Source organism: Escherichia sp. E1130, from assembly GCF_005781065.1.
In the GTDB taxonomy this organism is placed as follows: domain Bacteria; phylum Pseudomonadota; class Gammaproteobacteria; order Enterobacterales; family Enterobacteriaceae; genus Escherichia.
Window position 1 is genome coordinate 14,410 of the sequence record NZ_VATL01000013.1, and the last position, 18,259, is coordinate 32,668.

20 protein-coding genes are annotated in these 18,259 nt (G+C 52.5%); 16 read left to right on the forward strand and 4 right to left on the reverse strand.

Annotated elements, in window-relative coordinates:
• Positions 1-5: 5 nt before the first annotated feature.
• The 3 genes from FEK66_RS13385 to queD form a co-directional block, all read right to left on the reverse strand.
• Positions 6-266 carry a ferredoxin family protein gene (locus tag FEK66_RS13385; RefSeq protein WP_130207668.1) on the reverse strand — a complete coding sequence of 87 codons (261 nt, stop codon included), beginning with the start codon at positions 264-266 and terminating at the stop codon, positions 6-8.
• Positions 257-1,528 carry an FAD-dependent oxidoreductase gene (locus FEK66_RS13390; RefSeq protein WP_135494996.1) on the reverse strand — a complete coding sequence of 424 codons (1,272 nt, stop codon included), beginning with the start codon at positions 1,526-1,528 and terminating at the stop codon, positions 257-259. Before FEK66_RS13390 ends, FEK66_RS13385 begins: the two co-directional genes overlap by 10 nt.
• 77 nt (positions 1,529-1,605) lie before the next feature.
• Positions 1,606-1,971 carry a 6-carboxytetrahydropterin synthase QueD gene (gene queD, locus FEK66_RS13395; protein WP_016159619.1) on the reverse strand — a complete coding sequence of 122 codons (366 nt, stop codon included), beginning with the start codon at positions 1,969-1,971 and terminating at the stop codon, positions 1,606-1,608.
• 315 nt (positions 1,972-2,286) lie between these two features.
• On the opposite strand from queD, the gene cysJ reads away from it, so the two are divergent.
• The 4 genes from cysJ (at position 2,287) to FEK66_RS13420 (ending at position 7,024) form a co-directional block, all read left to right on the forward strand.
• Complete coding sequence (gene cysJ / locus FEK66_RS13400; RefSeq protein WP_135494995.1) at positions 2,287-4,086, forward strand: NADPH-dependent assimilatory sulfite reductase flavoprotein subunit; 1,800 nt, start codon at positions 2,287-2,289, stop codon at positions 4,084-4,086.
• Complete coding sequence (gene cysI, locus FEK66_RS13405) at positions 4,086-5,798, forward strand: assimilatory sulfite reductase (NADPH) hemoprotein subunit (protein WP_135492933.1); 1,713 nt, start codon at positions 4,086-4,088, stop codon at positions 5,796-5,798. Before cysJ ends, cysI begins: the two co-directional genes overlap by 1 nt.
• Positions 5,799-5,871: 73 nt before the next feature.
• Positions 5,872-6,606 (forward strand): phosphoadenosine phosphosulfate reductase, encoded by a 735-nt coding sequence (gene cysH / locus FEK66_RS13410; RefSeq protein WP_135494994.1) that lies wholly within the window; start codon positions 5,872-5,874, stop codon positions 6,604-6,606.
• A 265-nt stretch (positions 6,607-6,871) separates the two neighbouring features.
• Positions 6,872-7,024, forward strand: coding sequence for a Hok/Gef family protein (locus FEK66_RS13420; protein WP_000956458.1), 153 nt, complete (start codon positions 6,872-6,874; stop codon positions 7,022-7,024).
• A 126-nt stretch (positions 7,025-7,150) separates the two neighbouring features.
• Here the strand turns inward: FEK66_RS13420 and iap are convergent, their stop codons facing one another.
• Positions 7,151-8,188, reverse strand: coding sequence for an alkaline phosphatase isozyme conversion aminopeptidase (iap, locus tag FEK66_RS13425; protein WP_135494993.1), 1,038 nt, complete (start codon positions 8,186-8,188; stop codon positions 7,151-7,153).
• 250 nt (positions 8,189-8,438) lie between these two features.
• On the opposite strand from iap, the gene cysD reads away from it, so the two are divergent.
• The 12 genes from cysD (at position 8,439) to rpoS (ending at position 18,212) form a co-directional block, all read left to right on the forward strand.
• The gene (gene cysD / locus FEK66_RS13430) at positions 8,439-9,347 is read left to right on the forward strand and encodes a sulfate adenylyltransferase subunit CysD (protein ID WP_000372392.1); all 909 of its coding nucleotides are present in this window, start codon (positions 8,439-8,441) and stop codon (positions 9,345-9,347) included.
• Between the two features lies 1 nt (position 9,348).
• Positions 9,349-10,776, forward strand: a complete 1,428-nt coding sequence (cysN, locus tag FEK66_RS13435) for a sulfate adenylyltransferase subunit CysN (protein ID WP_135494992.1) — start codon at positions 9,349-9,351, stop codon at positions 10,774-10,776.
• Complete coding sequence (gene cysC / locus FEK66_RS13440) at positions 10,776-11,381, forward strand: adenylyl-sulfate kinase (RefSeq protein WP_130259454.1); 606 nt, start codon at positions 10,776-10,778, stop codon at positions 11,379-11,381. The genes cysN and cysC overlap by 1 nt, the downstream gene beginning before the upstream one ends.
• Before the next feature lie 49 nt (positions 11,382-11,430).
• Entirely contained in the window at positions 11,431-11,754 is a 324-nt protein-coding gene (locus FEK66_RS13445) for a DUF3561 family protein (protein WP_064528120.1), read from the forward strand.
• Between the two features lie 193 nt (positions 11,755-11,947).
• Complete coding sequence (gene ftsB / locus FEK66_RS13450) at positions 11,948-12,259, forward strand: cell division protein FtsB (RefSeq protein WP_000517476.1); 312 nt, start codon at positions 11,948-11,950, stop codon at positions 12,257-12,259.
• A gap of 18 nt (positions 12,260-12,277) precedes the next feature.
• On the forward strand, positions 12,278-12,988 hold the full coding sequence (gene ispD, locus FEK66_RS13455) for a 2-C-methyl-D-erythritol 4-phosphate cytidylyltransferase (protein ID WP_135494991.1): 711 nt from the start codon (positions 12,278-12,280) through the stop codon (positions 12,986-12,988).
• Entirely contained in the window at positions 12,988-13,467 is a 480-nt protein-coding gene (gene ispF / locus FEK66_RS13460) for a 2-C-methyl-D-erythritol 2,4-cyclodiphosphate synthase (RefSeq protein ID WP_001219242.1), read from the forward strand. Before ispD ends, ispF begins: the two co-directional genes overlap by 1 nt.
• The gene (gene truD / locus FEK66_RS13465) at positions 13,464-14,513 is read left to right on the forward strand and encodes a tRNA pseudouridine(13) synthase TruD (RefSeq protein WP_135494990.1); all 1,050 of its coding nucleotides are present in this window, start codon (positions 13,464-13,466) and stop codon (positions 14,511-14,513) included. Before ispF ends, truD begins: the two co-directional genes overlap by 4 nt.
• A complete protein-coding gene (gene surE / locus FEK66_RS13470; RefSeq protein WP_001516955.1) occupies positions 14,494-15,255 on the forward strand; it encodes a 5'/3'-nucleotidase SurE in 762 nt (253 codons plus the stop codon). Before truD ends, surE begins: the two co-directional genes overlap by 20 nt.
• Entirely contained in the window at positions 15,249-15,875 is a 627-nt protein-coding gene (gene pcm, locus FEK66_RS13475; RefSeq protein WP_000254703.1) for a protein-L-isoaspartate O-methyltransferase, read from the forward strand. Before surE ends, pcm begins: the two co-directional genes overlap by 7 nt.
• Before the next feature lie 193 nt (positions 15,876-16,068).
• Entirely contained in the window at positions 16,069-17,157 is a 1,089-nt protein-coding gene (gene nlpD, locus FEK66_RS13480; protein ID WP_240725533.1) for a murein hydrolase activator NlpD, read from the forward strand.
• Between the two features lie 62 nt (positions 17,158-17,219).
• Positions 17,220-18,212, forward strand: coding sequence for an RNA polymerase sigma factor RpoS (rpoS, locus tag FEK66_RS13485; protein ID WP_000081550.1), 993 nt, complete (start codon positions 17,220-17,222; stop codon positions 18,210-18,212).
• The last annotated feature ends 47 nt before the right edge of the window (positions 18,213-18,259 follow it).

Sequence of the window (18,259 nt, forward strand, 5' to 3'; positions counted from 1 at the left end):
ATTATTTATCCAAAGCGGTAGGTGATGCCGAATCCGGAAGGCGGATAGCGCCACTGTTGTAGTGTTTTTTCGTCGCACAGCAAACGGCAGGTTCCGCACTCAAGGCAACCGCGATAATCAACACGCAAGTCCCCTTCCGGCGTGAGCGAAAAAAGACCTGCCGGACAGGCGTTAATCAATCGTTCTGCCGTCTGACGCTCAACGGAGTCAGCCGGAACAATGTGCGGCGCATCAGCAACGCGCCAGAGATTACGGGCTACAGACATCGCAGACTCCTGATAACATCGCCCGCCAGATGCCACAGGCCATGACGACGTATATGACGCCAGAGTAACTGGCGCAGCGGCGGAACAGGTTTATCCCCCTGATCCCATAAATCACGGGAAATATCCTGCATTAACGCAGGCCACGCACGGTACCATCCCGGGCGTTGCAAAAGCGCCGGAACATACTGATAACGTTGTAGAACATCCCACAGCTGACTGCGTTCTATGTTTTGATGATAAAGCGGAAACAGATTTTGCGGCTCGCGGTGCTGGCAGGCGCTTATCAGCGTTTGTGCCGCCGCCTGTGCGCCAGTCAGCGCCATATCCATGCCGCGTACGGAAATTCCGGTATTGACGCAACTGCGTAACGCATCGCCCACCAGTAGCCAGCCGTTACCGGCGTATTGCACCGGCATACTGTGCAGGCCACCTTCTGGCACCAGATGCGCGCCATACTCCAGCGATTCCGTGTTTTTGATAAGCGGGCGCACTGCTGGATGCGTTTTAAAGCGGGCCAGCAGCTCGCTTGCCGGAACACGACTTTGCGTAAGGGAAGAGAGCGGGCAAACAATCCCTAACGAGAGCGTTTGTTGATTAGTATAAAGAAATGCGCCGCCGGGCAAGTCATCACAGATTTCGCCGCTGAACAGCAACGCTGCGCCTTCGTTATTCTCCAGATGAAAACGTTCTTCAATAGCGGATGTTTCCAGCGCCAGCACTTCTTTGATTCCTAACGCCATTGATTCGCCAGCAGGGCGGGTAACTAATCCGTGGCGTTCCGCCAGGAGGCTATTGGCACCTTCTGCCAGGACGACATAACGGGTGCGGAGAATATCGTCACCACAGATAACGCCACACACTCTGCCGTTTTCTTCATACAGCGCATCTACCGTCGCACCAGGGATACACTCGACACCTTCTTTTTCGGCTTCGGCAACCAGCCACGGATCGAATCGCGGGCGTAACACGCTCCATGACTCGCCGTTGGGCAGTAAGCTGGAAAATGTTGTGGCGCCATCTGGTGTTAATAAAGAAAGGCTTTCGTGGGTGATGCGACGCTCAAGGGGCGCGGTCAGATGAAATTGCGGGAGGAGTTCAGCGAGCGCATGGGTATATAAACGCCCGCCGGAAAGGTTTTTACTGCCGGGAATTTCAGCGCGTTCCAGTAACAGAACGGACAAACCTGCCCGCGCGCAGCGTAAAGCACAAGCGGTGCCTGCTATACCCGCACCGATGATAATAATGTCGCAGTCATCTTCCATGGTGTGCTCCAGATATCCTGAGCGCAACACCCTAACATAGTGTTACTTAAGGGAAATTGACCGCCGACACACTCTTATCATTCGCCGCGATAGATACAGCCCGCAGTGCAGGTTTCTTTCACCATCACCGCACTTAATAGCGGCACAACGGGTTTAACTTGATCCCAAATCCATTTTGCTAAAACTTCGCTGGTTGGGTTTTCCAGACCGGGTATATCATTGAGGTAATAGTGGTCGAGGCGATCGTAGGTTGGTTTAAACGCCGCTTTCAGTTCAGCGAAATCGATAATCCAGCCCGTATGTGGATCGACTTCCCCTGTGATTTCCAGGCGCACCATAAAAGAATGCCCGTGTAAGCGCCCGCACTTATGTCCCTGTGGGACGTGCGGCAGACGGTGAGCGGCTTCGAAGGTGAAATCTTTAAATAACGTGGTGGACATCATAATTTCTCTACAGGACGATAAAACCGCCGTAGAGTACCGGAAAGCCTGTTTTTTCGCATTACTAAAAACGGGTTTGTTGCGCAAAATGACCGATTTAACTTAATTGCGGTCGATATTTATTTATTTTTCATTGAGTTAATAAATCTATTTTGTTGTTAAAGACTATTGCTAAAACAGGTTAGTCGATTTGGTTATTAGTTATCGCTATCCCGTCTTTAATCCACCCCCTTCGCGCCGTTAACCTTACCTTCTCTTCTGTTTTATGGGCGCTGACAGGGCCGATAAACAGCTTTGCTTACTGGAACATAACGACGCATGACGACACAGGTCCCACCTTCCGCTTTGCTTCCGCTGAACCCGGAGCAACTGGCACGCCTCCAGGCGGCCACGACCGATTTAACGCCCACCCAGCTTGCCTGGGTTTCTGGCTATTTCTGGGGCGTGCTCAATCAGCAGCCTGCTACGCTTGCAGCGACGCCAGCGCCCGCCGCAGAAATGCCGGGTATTACTATTATCTCCGCTTCGCAAACCGGCAATGCGCGTCGGGTCGCCGAAGCGTTACGCGATGACTTATTAGCGGTAAAACTGAACGTTAAGCTGGTGAACGCGGGCGACTATAAATTCAAACAAATCGCCAGCGAAAAACTGCTTATCGTGGTGACGTCAACACAAGGGGAAGGGGAACCGCCGGAAGAAGCCGTCGCGCTGCATAAGTTTCTGTTCTCCAAAAAAGCGCCGAAGCTGGAAAACACCGCGTTTGCCGTGTTTAGCCTTGGCGATAGCTCTTATGAATTTTTCTGCCAGTCCGGGAAAGATTTCGACAGCAAGCTGGCGGAACTGGGCGGTGAACGCCTGCTCGATCGTGTCGATGCCGACGTTGAATACCAGGCCGCTGCCAGCGAGTGGCGCGCCCGCGTGGTTGATGCGCTTAAATCGCGCGCGCCTGTCGCAGCACCTTCACATTCCGTCGCTACTGGCGCACTAAATGAAATCCACACCAGCCCGTACAGCAAAGACGCGCCGCTGGTGGCTAGCCTTTCGGTTAACCAGAAAATTACCGGGCGTAACTCTGAAAAAGACGTTCGTCATATCGAAATTGACTTAGGCGACTCTGGCCTGCGTTATCAGCCGGGTGACGCGCTGGGTGTCTGGTATCAGAACGATCCGGCACTGGTGAAAGAACTTGTCGAACTGCTGTGGCTGAAAGGCGATGAACCTGTCACCGTTGAGGGCAAAACCCTGCCGTTGAATGAGGCGCTACAGTGGCACTTCGAACTGACCGTCAACACCGCCAATATCGTTGAGAACTACGCTACCTTAACGCGCAGCGAAACGCTGCTGCCGCTGGTGGGCGATAAAGCGAAGTTGCAGCATTACGCCGCGACCACGCCGATTGTCGACATGGTGCGTTTCTCTCCGGCACAACTGGATGCCGAAGCGCTGATTAATCTGCTGCGCCCGCTGACCCCGCGCCTCTATTCCATCGCCTCCTCGCAGGCGGAAGTCGAGAACGAAGTACACGTCACCGTTGGCGTGGTGCGTTACGACGTGGAAGGCCGCACCCGTGCCGGTGGTGCTTCTAGTTTCCTCGCAGAGCGCGTGGAAGAAGAGGGCGAAGTTCGCGTCTTTATCGAACATAACGACAACTTCCGCCTGCCCGCTAACCCGGAAACCCCGGTGATTATGATTGGCCCAGGTACCGGTATTGCGCCGTTCCGCGCCTTTATGCAGCAACGTGCCGCCGACGAAGCGCCGGGTAAAAACTGGCTGTTCTTTGGCAACCCGCACTTTACGGAAGATTTCCTCTACCAGGTGGAATGGCAGCGTTACGTGAAAGACGGCGTGCTGACGCGCATCGATCTCGCCTGGTCGCGCGATCAAAAAGAAAAAATTTACGTACAAGACAAACTGCGCGAACAGGGCGCGGAGCTGTGGCGCTGGATCAATGACGGTGCCCACATTTATGTCTGCGGCGACGCTAATCGCATGGCGAAAGACGTTGAACAGGCACTTCTGGAAGTGATTGCCGAATTTGGTGGCATGGACACCGAAGCGGCGGATGAATTTTTAAGTGAGCTGCGCGTAGAGCGCCGTTATCAGCGAGATGTCTACTAATGAGCGAAAAACATCCAGGGCCTTTAGTGGTCGAAGGTAAACTGGCAGACGCCGAGCGCATGAAGCTTGAAAGCAACTATCTGCGCGGCACGATTGCTGAAGATTTAAATGACGGCCTGACCGGTGGGTTTAAGGGCGATAACTTCCTGCTGATCCGTTTCCACGGTATGTATCAGCAGGATGACCGTGACATCCGCGCTGAACGTGCTGAGCAGAAGCTGGAACCGCGCCACGCCATGATGCTGCGCTGCCGTTTGCCTGGCGGTGTTATCACCACCAAACAGTGGCAGGCGATCGACAAATTTGCGGTGGAAAACACCATTTACGGTAGCATCCGCCTGACCAACCGTCAGACGTTTCAGTTCCACGGTATTCTGAAAAAGAACGTCAAACCTGCACACCAGATGCTGCACTCGGTCGGTCTGGATGCGTTAGCCACCGCCAACGACATGAATCGTAACGTGCTGTGCACCTCGAACCCGTTCGAGTCGCAGCTGCATGCGGAAGCGTATGAATGGGCGAAGAAAATTTCTGAACATCTGCTGCCGCGTACTCGAGCTTACGCGGAGATCTGGCTCGATCAGGAAAAAGTCGCCACTACTGATGAAGAGCCGATCCTTGGTCAGACCTACCTGCCGCGTAAGTTTAAAACCACGGTAGTGATCCCGCCGCAGAACGATATCGATCTGCATGCCAACGACATGAACTTCGTGGCGATCGCTGAAAACGGCAAGCTGGTGGGCTTTAACCTGTTGGTGGGCGGTGGGCTTTCCATGGAGCACGGTAACAAGAAAACCTACGCCCGCACGGCGAGCGAGTTTGGCTATCTGCCGCTGGAGCATACGCTGGCGGTGGCGGAAGCCGTCGTGACAACTCAGCGTGACTGGGGTAACCGAACCGATCGTAAAAATGCCAAAACCAAATACACGCTGGAGCGCGTGGGTGTTGAGACGTTTAAAGCGGAAGTGGAACGTCGCGCGGGGATCAAATTTGAACCGATCCGTCCGTATGAGTTTACCGGACGCGGTGATCGTATTGGCTGGGTTAAGGGCATTGATGATAACTGGCATCTGACGCTGTTTATCGAAAATGGTCGCATCCTTGATTATCCTGGGCGTCCGCTGAAAACCGGCTTGCTGGAGATCGCGAAGATCCACAAAGGCGATTTCCGCATTACGGCGAACCAGAATCTGATCATCGCCGGTGTACCGGAAAGCGAGAAAGCGAAGATCGAGAAGATCGCCAAAGAGAGCGGGTTGATGAATGCCGTCACGCCGCAGCGTGAAAACTCAATGGCTTGCGTGTCATTCCCGACTTGCCCGCTGGCGATGGCGGAAGCGGAGCGTTTCCTGCCGTCGTTTATCGATAACATCGATAATTTAATGGCGAAACATGGCATTAGCGATGAGCATATCGTGATGCGTGTAACAGGCTGCCCGAATGGTTGTGGTCGCGCGATGCTGGCGGAAGTGGGTCTGGTGGGTAAAGCGCCGGGTCGCTACAACCTGCATCTTGGCGGCAACCGCATGGGGACACGTATCCCACGGATGTATAAAGAAAACATCTCCGAGCCGGAAATCCTGGCGTCGCTTGATGAACTGATAGGGCGCTGGGCGAAAGAGCGTGAAGCGGGTGAAGGCTTCGGCGACTTTACGGTGCGTGCGGGCATCATTCGCCCGGTGCTCGACCCGGCGCGCGATTTGTGGGATTAACCATCAGCCCGGTCTTGTAGGCCTGATAAGACGCGCCAGCGTCGCATCAGGCAAGGCAAACAGTGAGGAACTTATGTCCAAACTCGATCTAAACACCCTGAACGAACTGCCAAAGGTAGACCGGATTCTGGCGCTGGCCCAAACTAACGCCGAACTGGAAAAACTGGACGCTGAAGGCCGCGTTGCATGGGCGCTGGATAATCTGCCCGGTGAATATGTGCTTTCTTCCAGCTTCGGCATTCAGGCGGCGGTGAGCCTGCATCTGGTGAATCAGATTCACCCGGACATTCCGGTGATTCTCACCGATACCGGTTATCTGTTCCCGGAAACTTACCGCTTTATTGACGAGTTAACGGACAAACTCAAGCTCAACCTGAAAGTGTACCGTGCTACCGAAAGCGCCGCCTGGCAGGACGCGCGCTACGGTAAACTGTGGGAGCAGGGCGTTGAAGGCATTGAAAAATACAATGACATCAACAAAGTTGAACCGATGAACCGGGCGCTGAAAGAACTGAATGCGCAAACGTGGTTTGCTGGCCTGCGCCGCGAGCAATCCGGAAGCCGCGCCAATTTACCGGTACTGGCAATTCAGCGTGGCGTATTTAAAGTGCTGCCGATTATCGACTGGGATAACCGAACTATTTATCAGTACCTGCAAAAACATGGCCTGAAATATCACCCATTATGGGATGAAGGATATTTATCTGTAGGAGATACCCATACAACCCGTAAATGGGAACCTGGCATGGCGGAAGAAGAAACGCGTTTCTTTGGCTTAAAAAGGGAATGTGGGCTTCACGAAGGGTAATAAATCGGTACCGTTAATAAGCGCCCCTGTCGGAAACGATGGGGGCGTTTTTATTTTGCGAGCAGCATTCCGGCATTTAAACGTGAGCGTCGCAGGGAGAATTAACAGGTATAGAATGGCATTGGGTGCTTGAGGCTGTCTGGCGTTAAGCATTCGCGAGGTTCCAGATGGACAAAAGCCCCAGGCGATATTTCTATCAACCTGAGGCCTACGTTCGAACCTAAGCAATTCGGATGTTAGTCTCTTCTTTGCAGGGAGGCAAGACATGCTGACAAAATATGCCCTTGTGGCAATCATCGTACTGTGTTGTACAGTACTGGGATTCACGCTGATGGTAGGCGACTCGTTGTGTGAGTTGAGTATCAGAGAACGTGGTATGGAGTTTAAGGCAGTTCTCGCTTACGAATCGAAGAAGTAGCCACCACGCGGGGGTAAAACCCCGCGTATTGAATTGTTATAGTTTGGCCTCCTGCACCCCTTTTTTATTCTCTGTTCCAGGTGGCATTGATTTCCTGCAGGCACGGGAGTAATCATTTCAACCCCATCAAGACGCCTTCGCCAGCTCCTTCACCAACGGTAACATTATCCGCATAACATCACGGCAGCGGCGTTCTATTCTTCCAGGAAGTGCCTTATCTATATGCTGTTGATTATCCAGTCTTACGTCATGCCAGCTATTTCCCGCAGGGAATGCGGCTGTTTTTGCTCGTTGCTGATAACCATCCTTATTCCCAAGATTCCAGTTTGTCGCTTCCACCGAAAGTACAGCAATGCCCGCTTTGTCGAATATTTCTGCGTCATTACAACACCCAGTGCCTTTCGGATAGTTTTTATTCAAACCTGGATTTGTGGTGGCGGCAATTCCATGACTGCGGGCAATTGCCAGCGCCCGGTCGCGCGTTAATTTCCTTACTGCTTCAGGTGTTTTTACGCCACTGTTGAAATACAGCTTATCGCCAACAATCAGATTATCGAGGTTAATCACCAATAAAGTATTTTTCTTTTCGGTATCACTCATGCGCTTGAGTAAATTCTCAGCACCTAATTTCCCTTCCTCTTCACCACTGGTGGCAATAAAACGAATCCCATACTCAGTCGGAATATCTTTCAGGCGTTCAGCCAGCTCCAGCATGACACCTAAACCTGCGGCATTATCATCCATTCCTTGTAACGTCAGCCCGCCGAGATTGGCATCTGCATCTGCGTCGCTCTGCGGGGCATAGGTATCCAGATGCGCCATAATGATGATCTGCTGCGGCGCTTTGCCTTCATGAGCGGCAATCACCGAACTTCCCGTCACGTTGTGCCAGTTTTTGCGGTTATCGCGTGCGGTATAAATATATCGGCTATTAAATGTTCGAATATCACTGCGGTAACCCATTTGCTGAAACTGTTGCCGAATATAATCGGCAGATAACATTTCTGCGGGTGTTCCGGTCATTCGTCCCGGAAAGAAAGTGGCAATATGTCGCGCCTGTGTATTGGCAAAATCACCAGGTTTAGGTGATGAGGCGTAAACGGGGAGAATAAAGCATACGCCGAGCGCCAGGGCAGCGGTACGGTGGCGCAATGCGGAAAACATAGTGAGTCCTTAAATACCATGCAAAATTTTTACCGCCATAGTATGAAACTGCCGCTGCGCTAAAACAATTTCAAATCTTCCTAAACGCCCGAAATTCGGTAGCTTAAGCACTTTTTGATATTTGCTTTGCCAAAGCGTTATTCCGTTAAGGAACTACTCATTCCAATTGGTAATTTCATTCGTTCTCCTGCGCTCCCTATAGTCGAAACATCTGATGGCAAGAAAATAGCGGTATTGCAAAGGAACGGTTATGGATCAAAAACGACTTACCCACCTACGACAGCTGGAGGCGGAAAGCATCCACATCATTCGCGAGGTGGCGGCAGAATTCTCAAATCCGGTGATGCTTTACTCCATCGGCAAAGATTCCAGCGTCATGCTGCATCTGGCGCGCAAGGCGTTTTATCCTGGTACGCTGCCGTTCCCACTGCTGCATGTCGATACCGGCTGGAAATTCCGCGAGATGTATGAGTTCCGCGATCGTACGGCGAAAGCTTACGGCTGCGAGTTGCTGGTACATAAAAACCCGGAAGGCGTGGCGATGGGGATTAACCCGTTCGTGCACGGCAGCGCCAAACATACCGACATTATGAAAACCGAAGGTTTGAAACAGGCTCTGAACAAATACGGTTTTGATGCCGCCTTCGGTGGCGCACGTCGCGATGAAGAGAAGTCCCGCGCCAAAGAACGAATCTACTCTTTCCGTGACCGATTTCATCGCTGGGATCCGAAAAACCAGCGTCCGGAGTTGTGGCACAACTATAACGGGCAGATCAACAAAGGCGAAAGCATCCGCGTCTTCCCGCTCTCTAACTGGACCGAGCAGGATATCTGGCAATACATCTGGCTGGAAAATATCGACATTGTTCCACTGTATCTCGCCGCTGAACGTCCGGTTCTGGAACGCGACGGTATGTTGATGATGATTGATGACAACCGTATCGACCTGCAACCGGGCGAAGTGATTAAAAAACGGATGGTGCGCTTCCGCACGCTGGGCTGCTGGCCGCTGACCGGTGCGGTTGAGTCGAATGCACAAACGCTGCCGGAGATCATCGAAGAGATGCTGGTTTCCACCACCAGTGAACGTCAGGGGCGCGTGATTGACCGCGACCAGGCAGGCTCTATGGAGCTGAAAAAACGTCAGGGGTATTTTTAAGATGAACACCGCACTTGCACAACAAATCGCCAATGAAGGCGGCGTCGAAGCCTGGATGATTGCGCAACAACATAAAAGCCTGCTGCGTTTTCTGACCTGTGGTAGCGTCGATGACGGCAAAAGTACCCTGATTGGTCGCCTGCTGCACGATACCCGCCAAATCTACGAAGATCAGCTCTCATCGCTGCATAACGACAGTAAACGTCACGGCACCCAGGGCGAAAAACTGGATCTGGCGCTGCTGGTGGACGGCCTGCAAGCGGAACGCGAACAGGGCATCACTATCGATGTGGCTTATCGCTATTTCTCCACCGAGAAGCGTAAATTTATTATCGCCGATACCCCTGGGCATGAGCAGTACACCCGCAATATGGCGACCGGCGCGTCAACGTGTGAGCTGGCGATCTTATTGATCGACGCCCGTAAAGGCGTGCTCGATCAAACCCGTCGTCACAGTTTTATCTCCACGCTGTTGGGGATCAAACATCTGGTTGTAGCGATCAACAAAATGGATCTGGTGGATTACAGTGAAGAGACATTCACCCGCATTCGTGAAGACTACCTGACTTTTGCCGAACAATTGCCGGGCAATCTGGATATTCGCTTTGTGCCGCTCTCTGCGCTGGAAGGCGACAATGTAGCTTCGCAAAGTGAAAGAATGCCGTGGTACAGCGGCCCAACATTACTTGAAGTGCTGGAAACCGTGGAGATTCAGCGAGTGGTTGATGCCCAGCCGATGCGCTTCCCGGTTCAGTACGTTAACCGCCCTAATCTCGATTTTCGTGGCTACGCCGGAACGCTGGCTTCCGGCAGCGTGCAAGTCGGGCAACGTGTCAAAGTGCTGCCCTCTGGTGTGGAGTCAAGCATCGCGCGGATCGTCACTTTTGATGGCGATCGCGGAGAAGCTTTTGCTGGAGAAGCGATCACCCTGGTGCTGACGGACGAGATCGATATCAGCCGTGGCGATCTGCTGCTGACAGCAGATGAAGCGTTACCGGCAGTGCAGAGCGCGTCAGTTGATGTGGTATGGATGGCGGAGCAACCGCTTTCCCCTGGGCAGAGTTACGACATCAAAATCGCCGGTAAGAAGACGCGCGCCCGCGTTGATGGTATTCACTATCAGGTTGATATTAATAACCTTACCCAGCGTGAAGTTGAAAACCTGCCACTGAATGGGATCGGCCTCGTGGATCTCACCTTTGACGAGCCGTTGGTGTTAGATCGTTATCAACAAAATCCGGTGACGGGTGGGCTGATTTTTATCGATCGCCTGAGCAACGTGACTGTTGGTGCCGGTATGGTGCATGAGCCGAAAAACGAGGCCGCCGTTGCGCCGTCGGAATTTAGCGCATTCGAGCTGGAGCTGAATGCGTTAGTACGCCGCCACTTCCCGCACTGGGGAGCGCGCGATTTACTGGGAGGTAAATGATGGCGCTGCATGACGAAAACGTCGTCTGGCATAGCCATCCGGTTACTGCACAACAACGCGAGCACCACCACGGTCATCGAGGTGTTGTGCTGTGGTTTACCGGCCTCTCTGGTTCCGGTAAATCAACGGTCGCGGGGGCGCTGGAGGAGGCGTTACATAAACTTGGCGTCAGTACATATTTACTGGATGGCGACAATGTCCGCCACGGTTTATGCAGCGATCTCGGTTTTAGCGATGCCGATCGCAAAGAAAATATCCGTCGGGTCGGTGAGGTGGCGAATTTAATGGTCGAAGCCGGACTGGTGGTGCTGACGGCGTTTATCTCACCACACCGTGGCGAACGGCAGATGGTTCGCGAACGTGTAGGAGAAGGGCGGTTTATCGAAGTGTTTGTCGATACGCCGCTGGCGATTTGTGAGTCTCGCGATCCAAAAGGCTTATATAAAAAAGCACGCGCTGGTGAACTGCGTAACTTTACCGGAATAGATTCCGTTTACGAAGCGCCTGAATCGGCAGAAATTCATCTCAATGGTGAACAATTAGTAACAAATTTGGTTCAGCAATTATTAGATCTACTGAGACAGAACGATATTATCAGATCCTGAGACACCACCGGGTTTTCATGCCCGGTTCGTCAAAGTAACAGGATCTGATATGCGTAATAGCCATAACATTACACTAACAAATAGTGATAGCCTTACCGAGGATGAAGAAACCACATGGTCGCTACCAGGGGCCGTGGTCGGTTTTGTGTCCTGGCTGTGTGCACTGGCGATTCCGATGTTGATTTATGGCTCTAACACGCTGTTTTTCTTTATCTACACCTGGCCTTTCTTTCTGGCGCTGATGCCTGTTGCGGTGGTGGTAGGTATTGCGCTGCATTCCTTGATGGACGGGAAATTACGCTACAGTATTGTTTTCACTTTTATCACCGTTGGCATTATGTTTGGTGCACTGTTTATGTGGTTGTTGGGCTAATCTGTTCTTTCCTGTTCATTCTGTCCATAATTCAAACCGTAACCAATAATGAGATTATGTTCTGCGCGCCCTGGGTATACGTAACAGTGGACAAATGTGGTACATTTGCCCGCGTTGTCGCGGTATCCCCAACAGAGGATGTAGAGTCGTCTTCGGATGCATGGGATGAGGATGCCGTTTTTCAGGGGGCAGGATGGGTAAACTAACGCTGCTGTTGCTGGCTATTCTGGTCTGGCTACAGTATTCGCTGTGGTTCGGTAAGAACGGTATACATGACTATACCCGCGTCAATGATGATGTGGCGGCACAGCAAGCTACAAACGCGAAACTTAAAGCGCGAAACGATCAGCTTTTTGCCGAAATTGACGATCTCAATGGCGGCCAGGAGGCGCTCGAAGAGCGTGCGCGTAATGAACTCAGCATGACCAGGCCGGGCGAAACTTTTTATCGTCTGGTGCCTGACGCGTCGAAGCGCGCGCAGTCTGCGGGGCAAAACAATCGATAAATCAGCCCAGGAATTAACATGGCAACCACTCATTTGGATGTTTGCGCCGTGGTTCCGGCGGCCGGATTTGGCCGCCGAATGCAAACGGAATGTCCTAAGCAATATCTCTCAATCGGTAATAAAACCATTCTTGAACACTCGGTGTATGCGCTGCTGGCGCATCCCCGGGTGACGCGTGTCGTCATTGCAATAAGCCCTGGCGATAACCGCTTTGCTCAACTTCCTCTGGCGAATCATCCGCAAATCACCGTTGTTGCTGGTGGTGAAGAGCGTGCTAATTCCGTGCTGGCAGGTCTGAATGCCGCTGGCGATGCGCAGTGGGTGTTAGTGCATGACGCCGCTCGCCCTTGTCTGCATCAGGATGACCTCGCGCGCCTGTTGGCGTTGAGCGAAACCAGCCGCACGGGAGGGATCCTCGCCGCGCCGGTGCGCGATACGATGAAACGCGCCGAGCCAGGCAAAAATGCCATTGCTCACACCGTTGATCGCAACGGCTTATGGCACGCGCTTACGCCGCAATTTTTCCCTCGTGAGCTGTTACATGACTGCCTGACACGCGCTTTAAATGAAGGCGCTACCATTACCGACGAAGCCTCAGCGCTGGAATACTGCGGTTTTCATCCACAGCTTGTCGAAGGCCGAGCGGATAACATTAAAGTCACGCGCCCGGAAGATTTGGCGCTTGCCGAGTTTTACCTCACCCGAACCATCCATCAGGAGAATACATAATGCGAATTGGACACGGTTTTGATGTTCACGCCTTTGGCGGCGAAGGCCCAATTATCATTGGTGGCGTGCGCATCCCTTATGAAAAAGGGCTGCTGGCACATTCTGATGGCGACGTGGCGCTGCACGCGCTGACCGATGCATTACTTGGTGCAGCGGCGCTGGGGGATATCGGCAAGCTATTCCCGGATACCGATCCGGCATTTAAAGGCGCTGACAGCCGCGAGCTGCTACGCGAAGCCTGGCGACGCATTCAGGCGAAGGGCTATACCCTCGGCAACGTCGATGTCACTATCATCGCTCAGGCACCGAAGATGCTGCCGCACATTCCACAAATGCGCGTGTTTATTGCCGAAGATCTCGGCTGCCATATGGATGATGTTAACGTGAAAGCCACTACTACGGAAAAACTCGGATTTACCGGACGTGGGGAAGGGATTGCCTGTGAAGCGGTGGCGCTACTCATTAAGGCAACAAAATGATTGAATTTGATAATCTCACTTACCTCCACGGCAAACCGCAAGGAACCGGGCTGCTGAAAGCTAACCCGGAAGATTTTGTAGTGGTGGAAGATTTAGGCTTTGAGCCTGATGGTGAAGGTGAGCATATCCTGGTGCGGATCCTCAAAAACGGCTGCAATACCCGTTTTGTGGCCGACGCACTGGCGAAATTCCTGAAAATTCATGCTCGCGAAGTCAGTTTCGCCGGGCAGAAAGACAAACACGCCGTTACGGAACAGTGGTTATGCGCTCGGGTACCGGGCAAAGAGATGCCTGATCTAAGTGCGTTTCAACTGGAAGGCTGCCAGGTGCTGGAGTATGCACGCCACAAGCGCAAACTGCGTTTAGGGGCGCTGAAAGGCAACGCTTTTACCCTGGTGCTGCGAGAAGTGAGCAATCGTGATGACGTTGAACAGCGACTGATCGATATTTGCGTGAAAGGTGTACCGAATTACTTTGGCACGCAACGTTTTGGTATTGGCGGTAGTAACTTGCAGGGGGCGTTGCGCTGGGCGCAAACCAATACTCCGGTGCGCGATCGCAATAAGCGTAGTTTTTGGTTGTCGGCAGCTCGTAGTGCGTTGTTTAATCAGATTGTTGCTGAGCGTCTCAAAAAAGCAGAAGTTAATCAGGTTGTTGACGGTGATGCGCTACAATTAGCCGGGCGCGGCAGCTGGTTTGTTGCCACGAATGAAGAACTGGCGGAATTACAGCGTCGCGTGAACGATAAAGAGCTGTTAATTACCGCTGCAATGCCGGGTAGCGGCGAATGGGGAACCCAGCGTGAGGCGCTGGCATTCGAACAAGCAGCTGTCGCCGAAGAAACGGAATTACAAGCCTTACTGCTGCGCGAAAAAGTTGAGGCGGCGCGCAGAGCGATGCTGTTATATCCGCAAGAATTAAGCTGGAACTGGTGGGATGACGTCACCGTCGAAATCCGTTTCTGGCTTCCGGCAGGAAGCTTTGCAACCAGCGTTGTCAGGGAACTTATCAACACAACAGGTGATTATGCGCATATTGCTGAGTAATGATGACGGGGTACATGCGCCCGGTATACAAACGCTGGCGAAAGCTCTGCGTGAGTTTGCTGACGTTCAGGTGGTCGCCCCCGATCGTAATCGCAGCGGCGCTTCAAATTCTCTAACGCTGGAATCCTCCCTGCGCACGTTTACTTTTGAAAATGGTGATATCGCCGTGCAAATGGGAACCCCGACCGATTGTGTCTATCTTGGCGTGAATGCTCTGATGCGTCCGCGCCCGGATATTGTGGTTTCGGGTATTAACGCCGGGCCGAATCTGGGTGATGATGTTATTTATTCCGGCACGGTAGCCGCCGCGATGGAAGGCCGTCATTTAGGCTTTCCGGCACTGGCCGTTTCACTTGACGGGCATAAACATTACGACACTGCTGCAGCGGTCACCTGTTCCATTTTGCGTGCACTGTGTAAAGAGCCGCTGCGTACCGGACGTATTCTCAATATCAACGTACCTGATTTACCGCTGGATCAGATTAAAGGTATCCGTGTGACTCGCTGCGGTACACGACATCCGGCAGATCAAGTGATTCCGCAGCAGGATCCGCGCGGTAATACGCTGTACTGGATTGGCCCGCCGGGCGGTAAGTGTGATGCCGGTCCGGGGACCGATTTTGCTGCGGTAGATGAAGGCTACGTCTCCATCACGCCGCTGCATGTGGATTTAACCGCGCACAACGCGCAAGATGTGGTTTCAGACTGGTTAAACAGCGTGGGAGTTGGCACGCAATGGTAAGCAGACGCGTACAAGCACTTCTGGATCAATTACGTGCGCAAGGTATTCAGGATGAGCAGGTGCTTAATGCACTTGCTGCCGTGCCGCGTGAAAAATTCATCGATGAAGCGTTTGAACAAAAAGCCTGGGACAATATCGCATTGCCGATAGGTCAGGGGCAGACAATTTCGCAGCCGTATATGGTGGCGCGAATGACTGAATTACTTGAACTGACGCCGCAGTCGCGAGTGCTGGAGATCGGCACTGGTTCAGGATATCAAACAGCAATTCTGGCACATCTTGTCCAGCATGTATGCTCGGTCGAGCGGATTAAAGGGTTGCAGTGGCAGGCGCGCAGGCGTCTGAAAAATCTTGATTTACACAATGTTTCAACCCGTCACGGCGATGGATGGCAAGGTTGGCAAGCACGTGCGCCGTTTGACGCTATCATTGTAACGGCTGCACCGCCCGAAATTCCGACAGCGTTAATGACGCAACTGGACGAAGGCGGCATTCTCGTCTTACCCGTAGGGGAAGAGCACCAGTATTTAAAGCGGGTGCGTCGTCGGGGAGGCGAATTTATTATCGACACCGTGGAGGCTGTGCGCTTTGTTCCCTTAGTAAAGGGGGAGCTGGCTTAGCGCGTGAGGAAAATACCTGGAATTTTCCTGGTTATTTTGCAGCAGGTCAGCGTATCGTGAACATCTTTTCCAGTGTTCAGTAGAGTGCCTTGCACGGTAATTATGTCACTGGTTATTAACCAATTTTTTTCCTGGGGGATAAATGAGCGCGGGAAGCCCAAAATTCACCGTTCGCCGTATTGCGGCTTTGTCACTGGTTTCGCTATGGTTGGCTGGCTGTTCTGACACTTCAAATCCACCGGCACCTGTCAGCTCCGTCAATGGCAATGCACCTGCAAATACCAATTCTGGTATGTTGATTACGCCGCCACCGAAGATGGGGACGACGTCTACAACGCAGCAACCGCAAATTCAGCCGGTACAACAGCCACAAATTCAATCGGCTCAACAGCCGCAAATCCAACCGGTACAGCCTGTTGCCCAGCAACCGGTGCAAATGGAAAACGGACGCATCGTCTATAACCGTCAGTACGGAAATATTCCGAAAGGCAGTTATAGCGGCAGTACTTACACCGTGAAAAAAGGCGACACGCTTTTCTATATCGCCTGGATTACCGGTAACGACTTCCGTGACCTTGCCCAACGCAACAATATTCAGGCGCCTTACGCTCTGAACGTAGGTCAGACCTTACAGGTGGGGAATGCTTCCGGTACGCCAATCACTGGCGGAAATGCCATTACCCAGGCCGACGCAGCAGAGCAAGGAGTTGTGATCAAGCCTGCACAAAATTCCACCGTTGCTGTTGCGTCGCAACCGACAATTACGTATTCTGAATCTTCGGGTGAACAGAGTGCTAACAAAATGTTGCCGAACAACAAGCCAACTGCGACCACGGTCACAGCGCCTGTAACGGTACCAACAGCAAGCACAACCGAGCCAACTGTCAGCAGTACAACAACCAGTACGCCGATCTCCACCTGGCGCTGGCCGACTGAGGGCAAAGTGATTGAAACCTTTGGCGCTTCTGAGGGAGGCAACAAGGGGATTGATATCGCAGGTAGCAAAGGACAGGCAATTATCGCGACCGCAGATGGCCGCGTTGTTTATGCCGGTAATGCGCTGCGCGGCTACGGTAATCTGATTATCATCAAACATAATGATGATTACCTGAGTGCCTACGCCCATAACGACACAATGCTGGTCCGGGAACAACAAGAAGTTAAGGCGGGGCAAAAAATAGCGACCATGGGTAGCACCGGAACCAGTTCAACACGCTTGCATTTTGAAATTCGTTACAAGGGGAAATCCGTAAACCCGCTGCGTTATTTGCCGCAGCGATAAATCGGCGGAACCAGGCTTTTGCTTGAATGTTCCGTCAAGGGATCACGGGTAGGAGCCACCTTATGAGTCAGAATACGCTGAAAGTTCATGATTTAAATGAAGACGCGGAATTTGATGAGAATGGAGTTGAGGTTTTTGACGAAAAGGCCTTAGTTGAAGAGGAACCCAGTGATAACGATTTGGCCGAAGAGGAGCTGTTATCGCAGGGCGCAACACAGCGTGTGCTGGACGCGACTCAGCTTTATCTTGGTGAGATTGGTTATTCGCCACTGTTAACGGCCGAAGAAGAAGTTTATTTTGCGCGTCGCGCACTGCGTGGTGATGTCGCCTCTCGCCGCCGGATGATCGAGAGTAACTTGCGTCTGGTGGTAAAAATTGCCCGCCGTTATGGCAATCGTGGTCTGGCGCTGCTGGACCTTATCGAAGAGGGCAACCTGGGGCTGATCCGCGCGGTTGAGAAGTTTGACCCGGAACGTGGTTTCCGCTTCTCAACTTACGCAACCTGGTGGATTCGCCAGACGATCGAACGGGCCATCATGAACCAAACCCGTACTATTCGTTTGCCGATTCACATCGTAAAGGAGCTGAACGTTTACCTGCGAACCGCACGTGAGTTGTCCCATAAGCTGGACCACGAACCGAGTGCGGAAGAGATCGCAGAGCAACTGGATAAGCCAGTTGATGACGTCAGCCGTATGCTTCGTCTTAACGAGCGCATTACCTCGGTAGACACCCCATTGGGTGGTGATTCCGAAAAAGCGTTGCTGGATATCCTGGCCGATGAAAAAGAGAACGGTCCGGAAGACACCACGCAAGATGACGATATGAAACAAAGTATCGTCAAATGGCTGTTCGAACTGAACGCCAAGCAGCGTGAAGTGCTGGCACGTCGATTCGGTTTGCTGGGGTACGAAGCGGCAACACTGGAAGATGTAGGTCGTGAAATTGGCCTCACCCGTGAACGTGTTCGCCAGATTCAGGTTGAAGGCCTGCGCCGTCTGCGTGAGATTTTGCAGACTCAGGGGCTGAATATCGAAGCGCTGTTCCGCGAATAAGCAAGCATCTGTCAGAAAGGCCAGTCTCATATGAGGCTGGCCTTTTT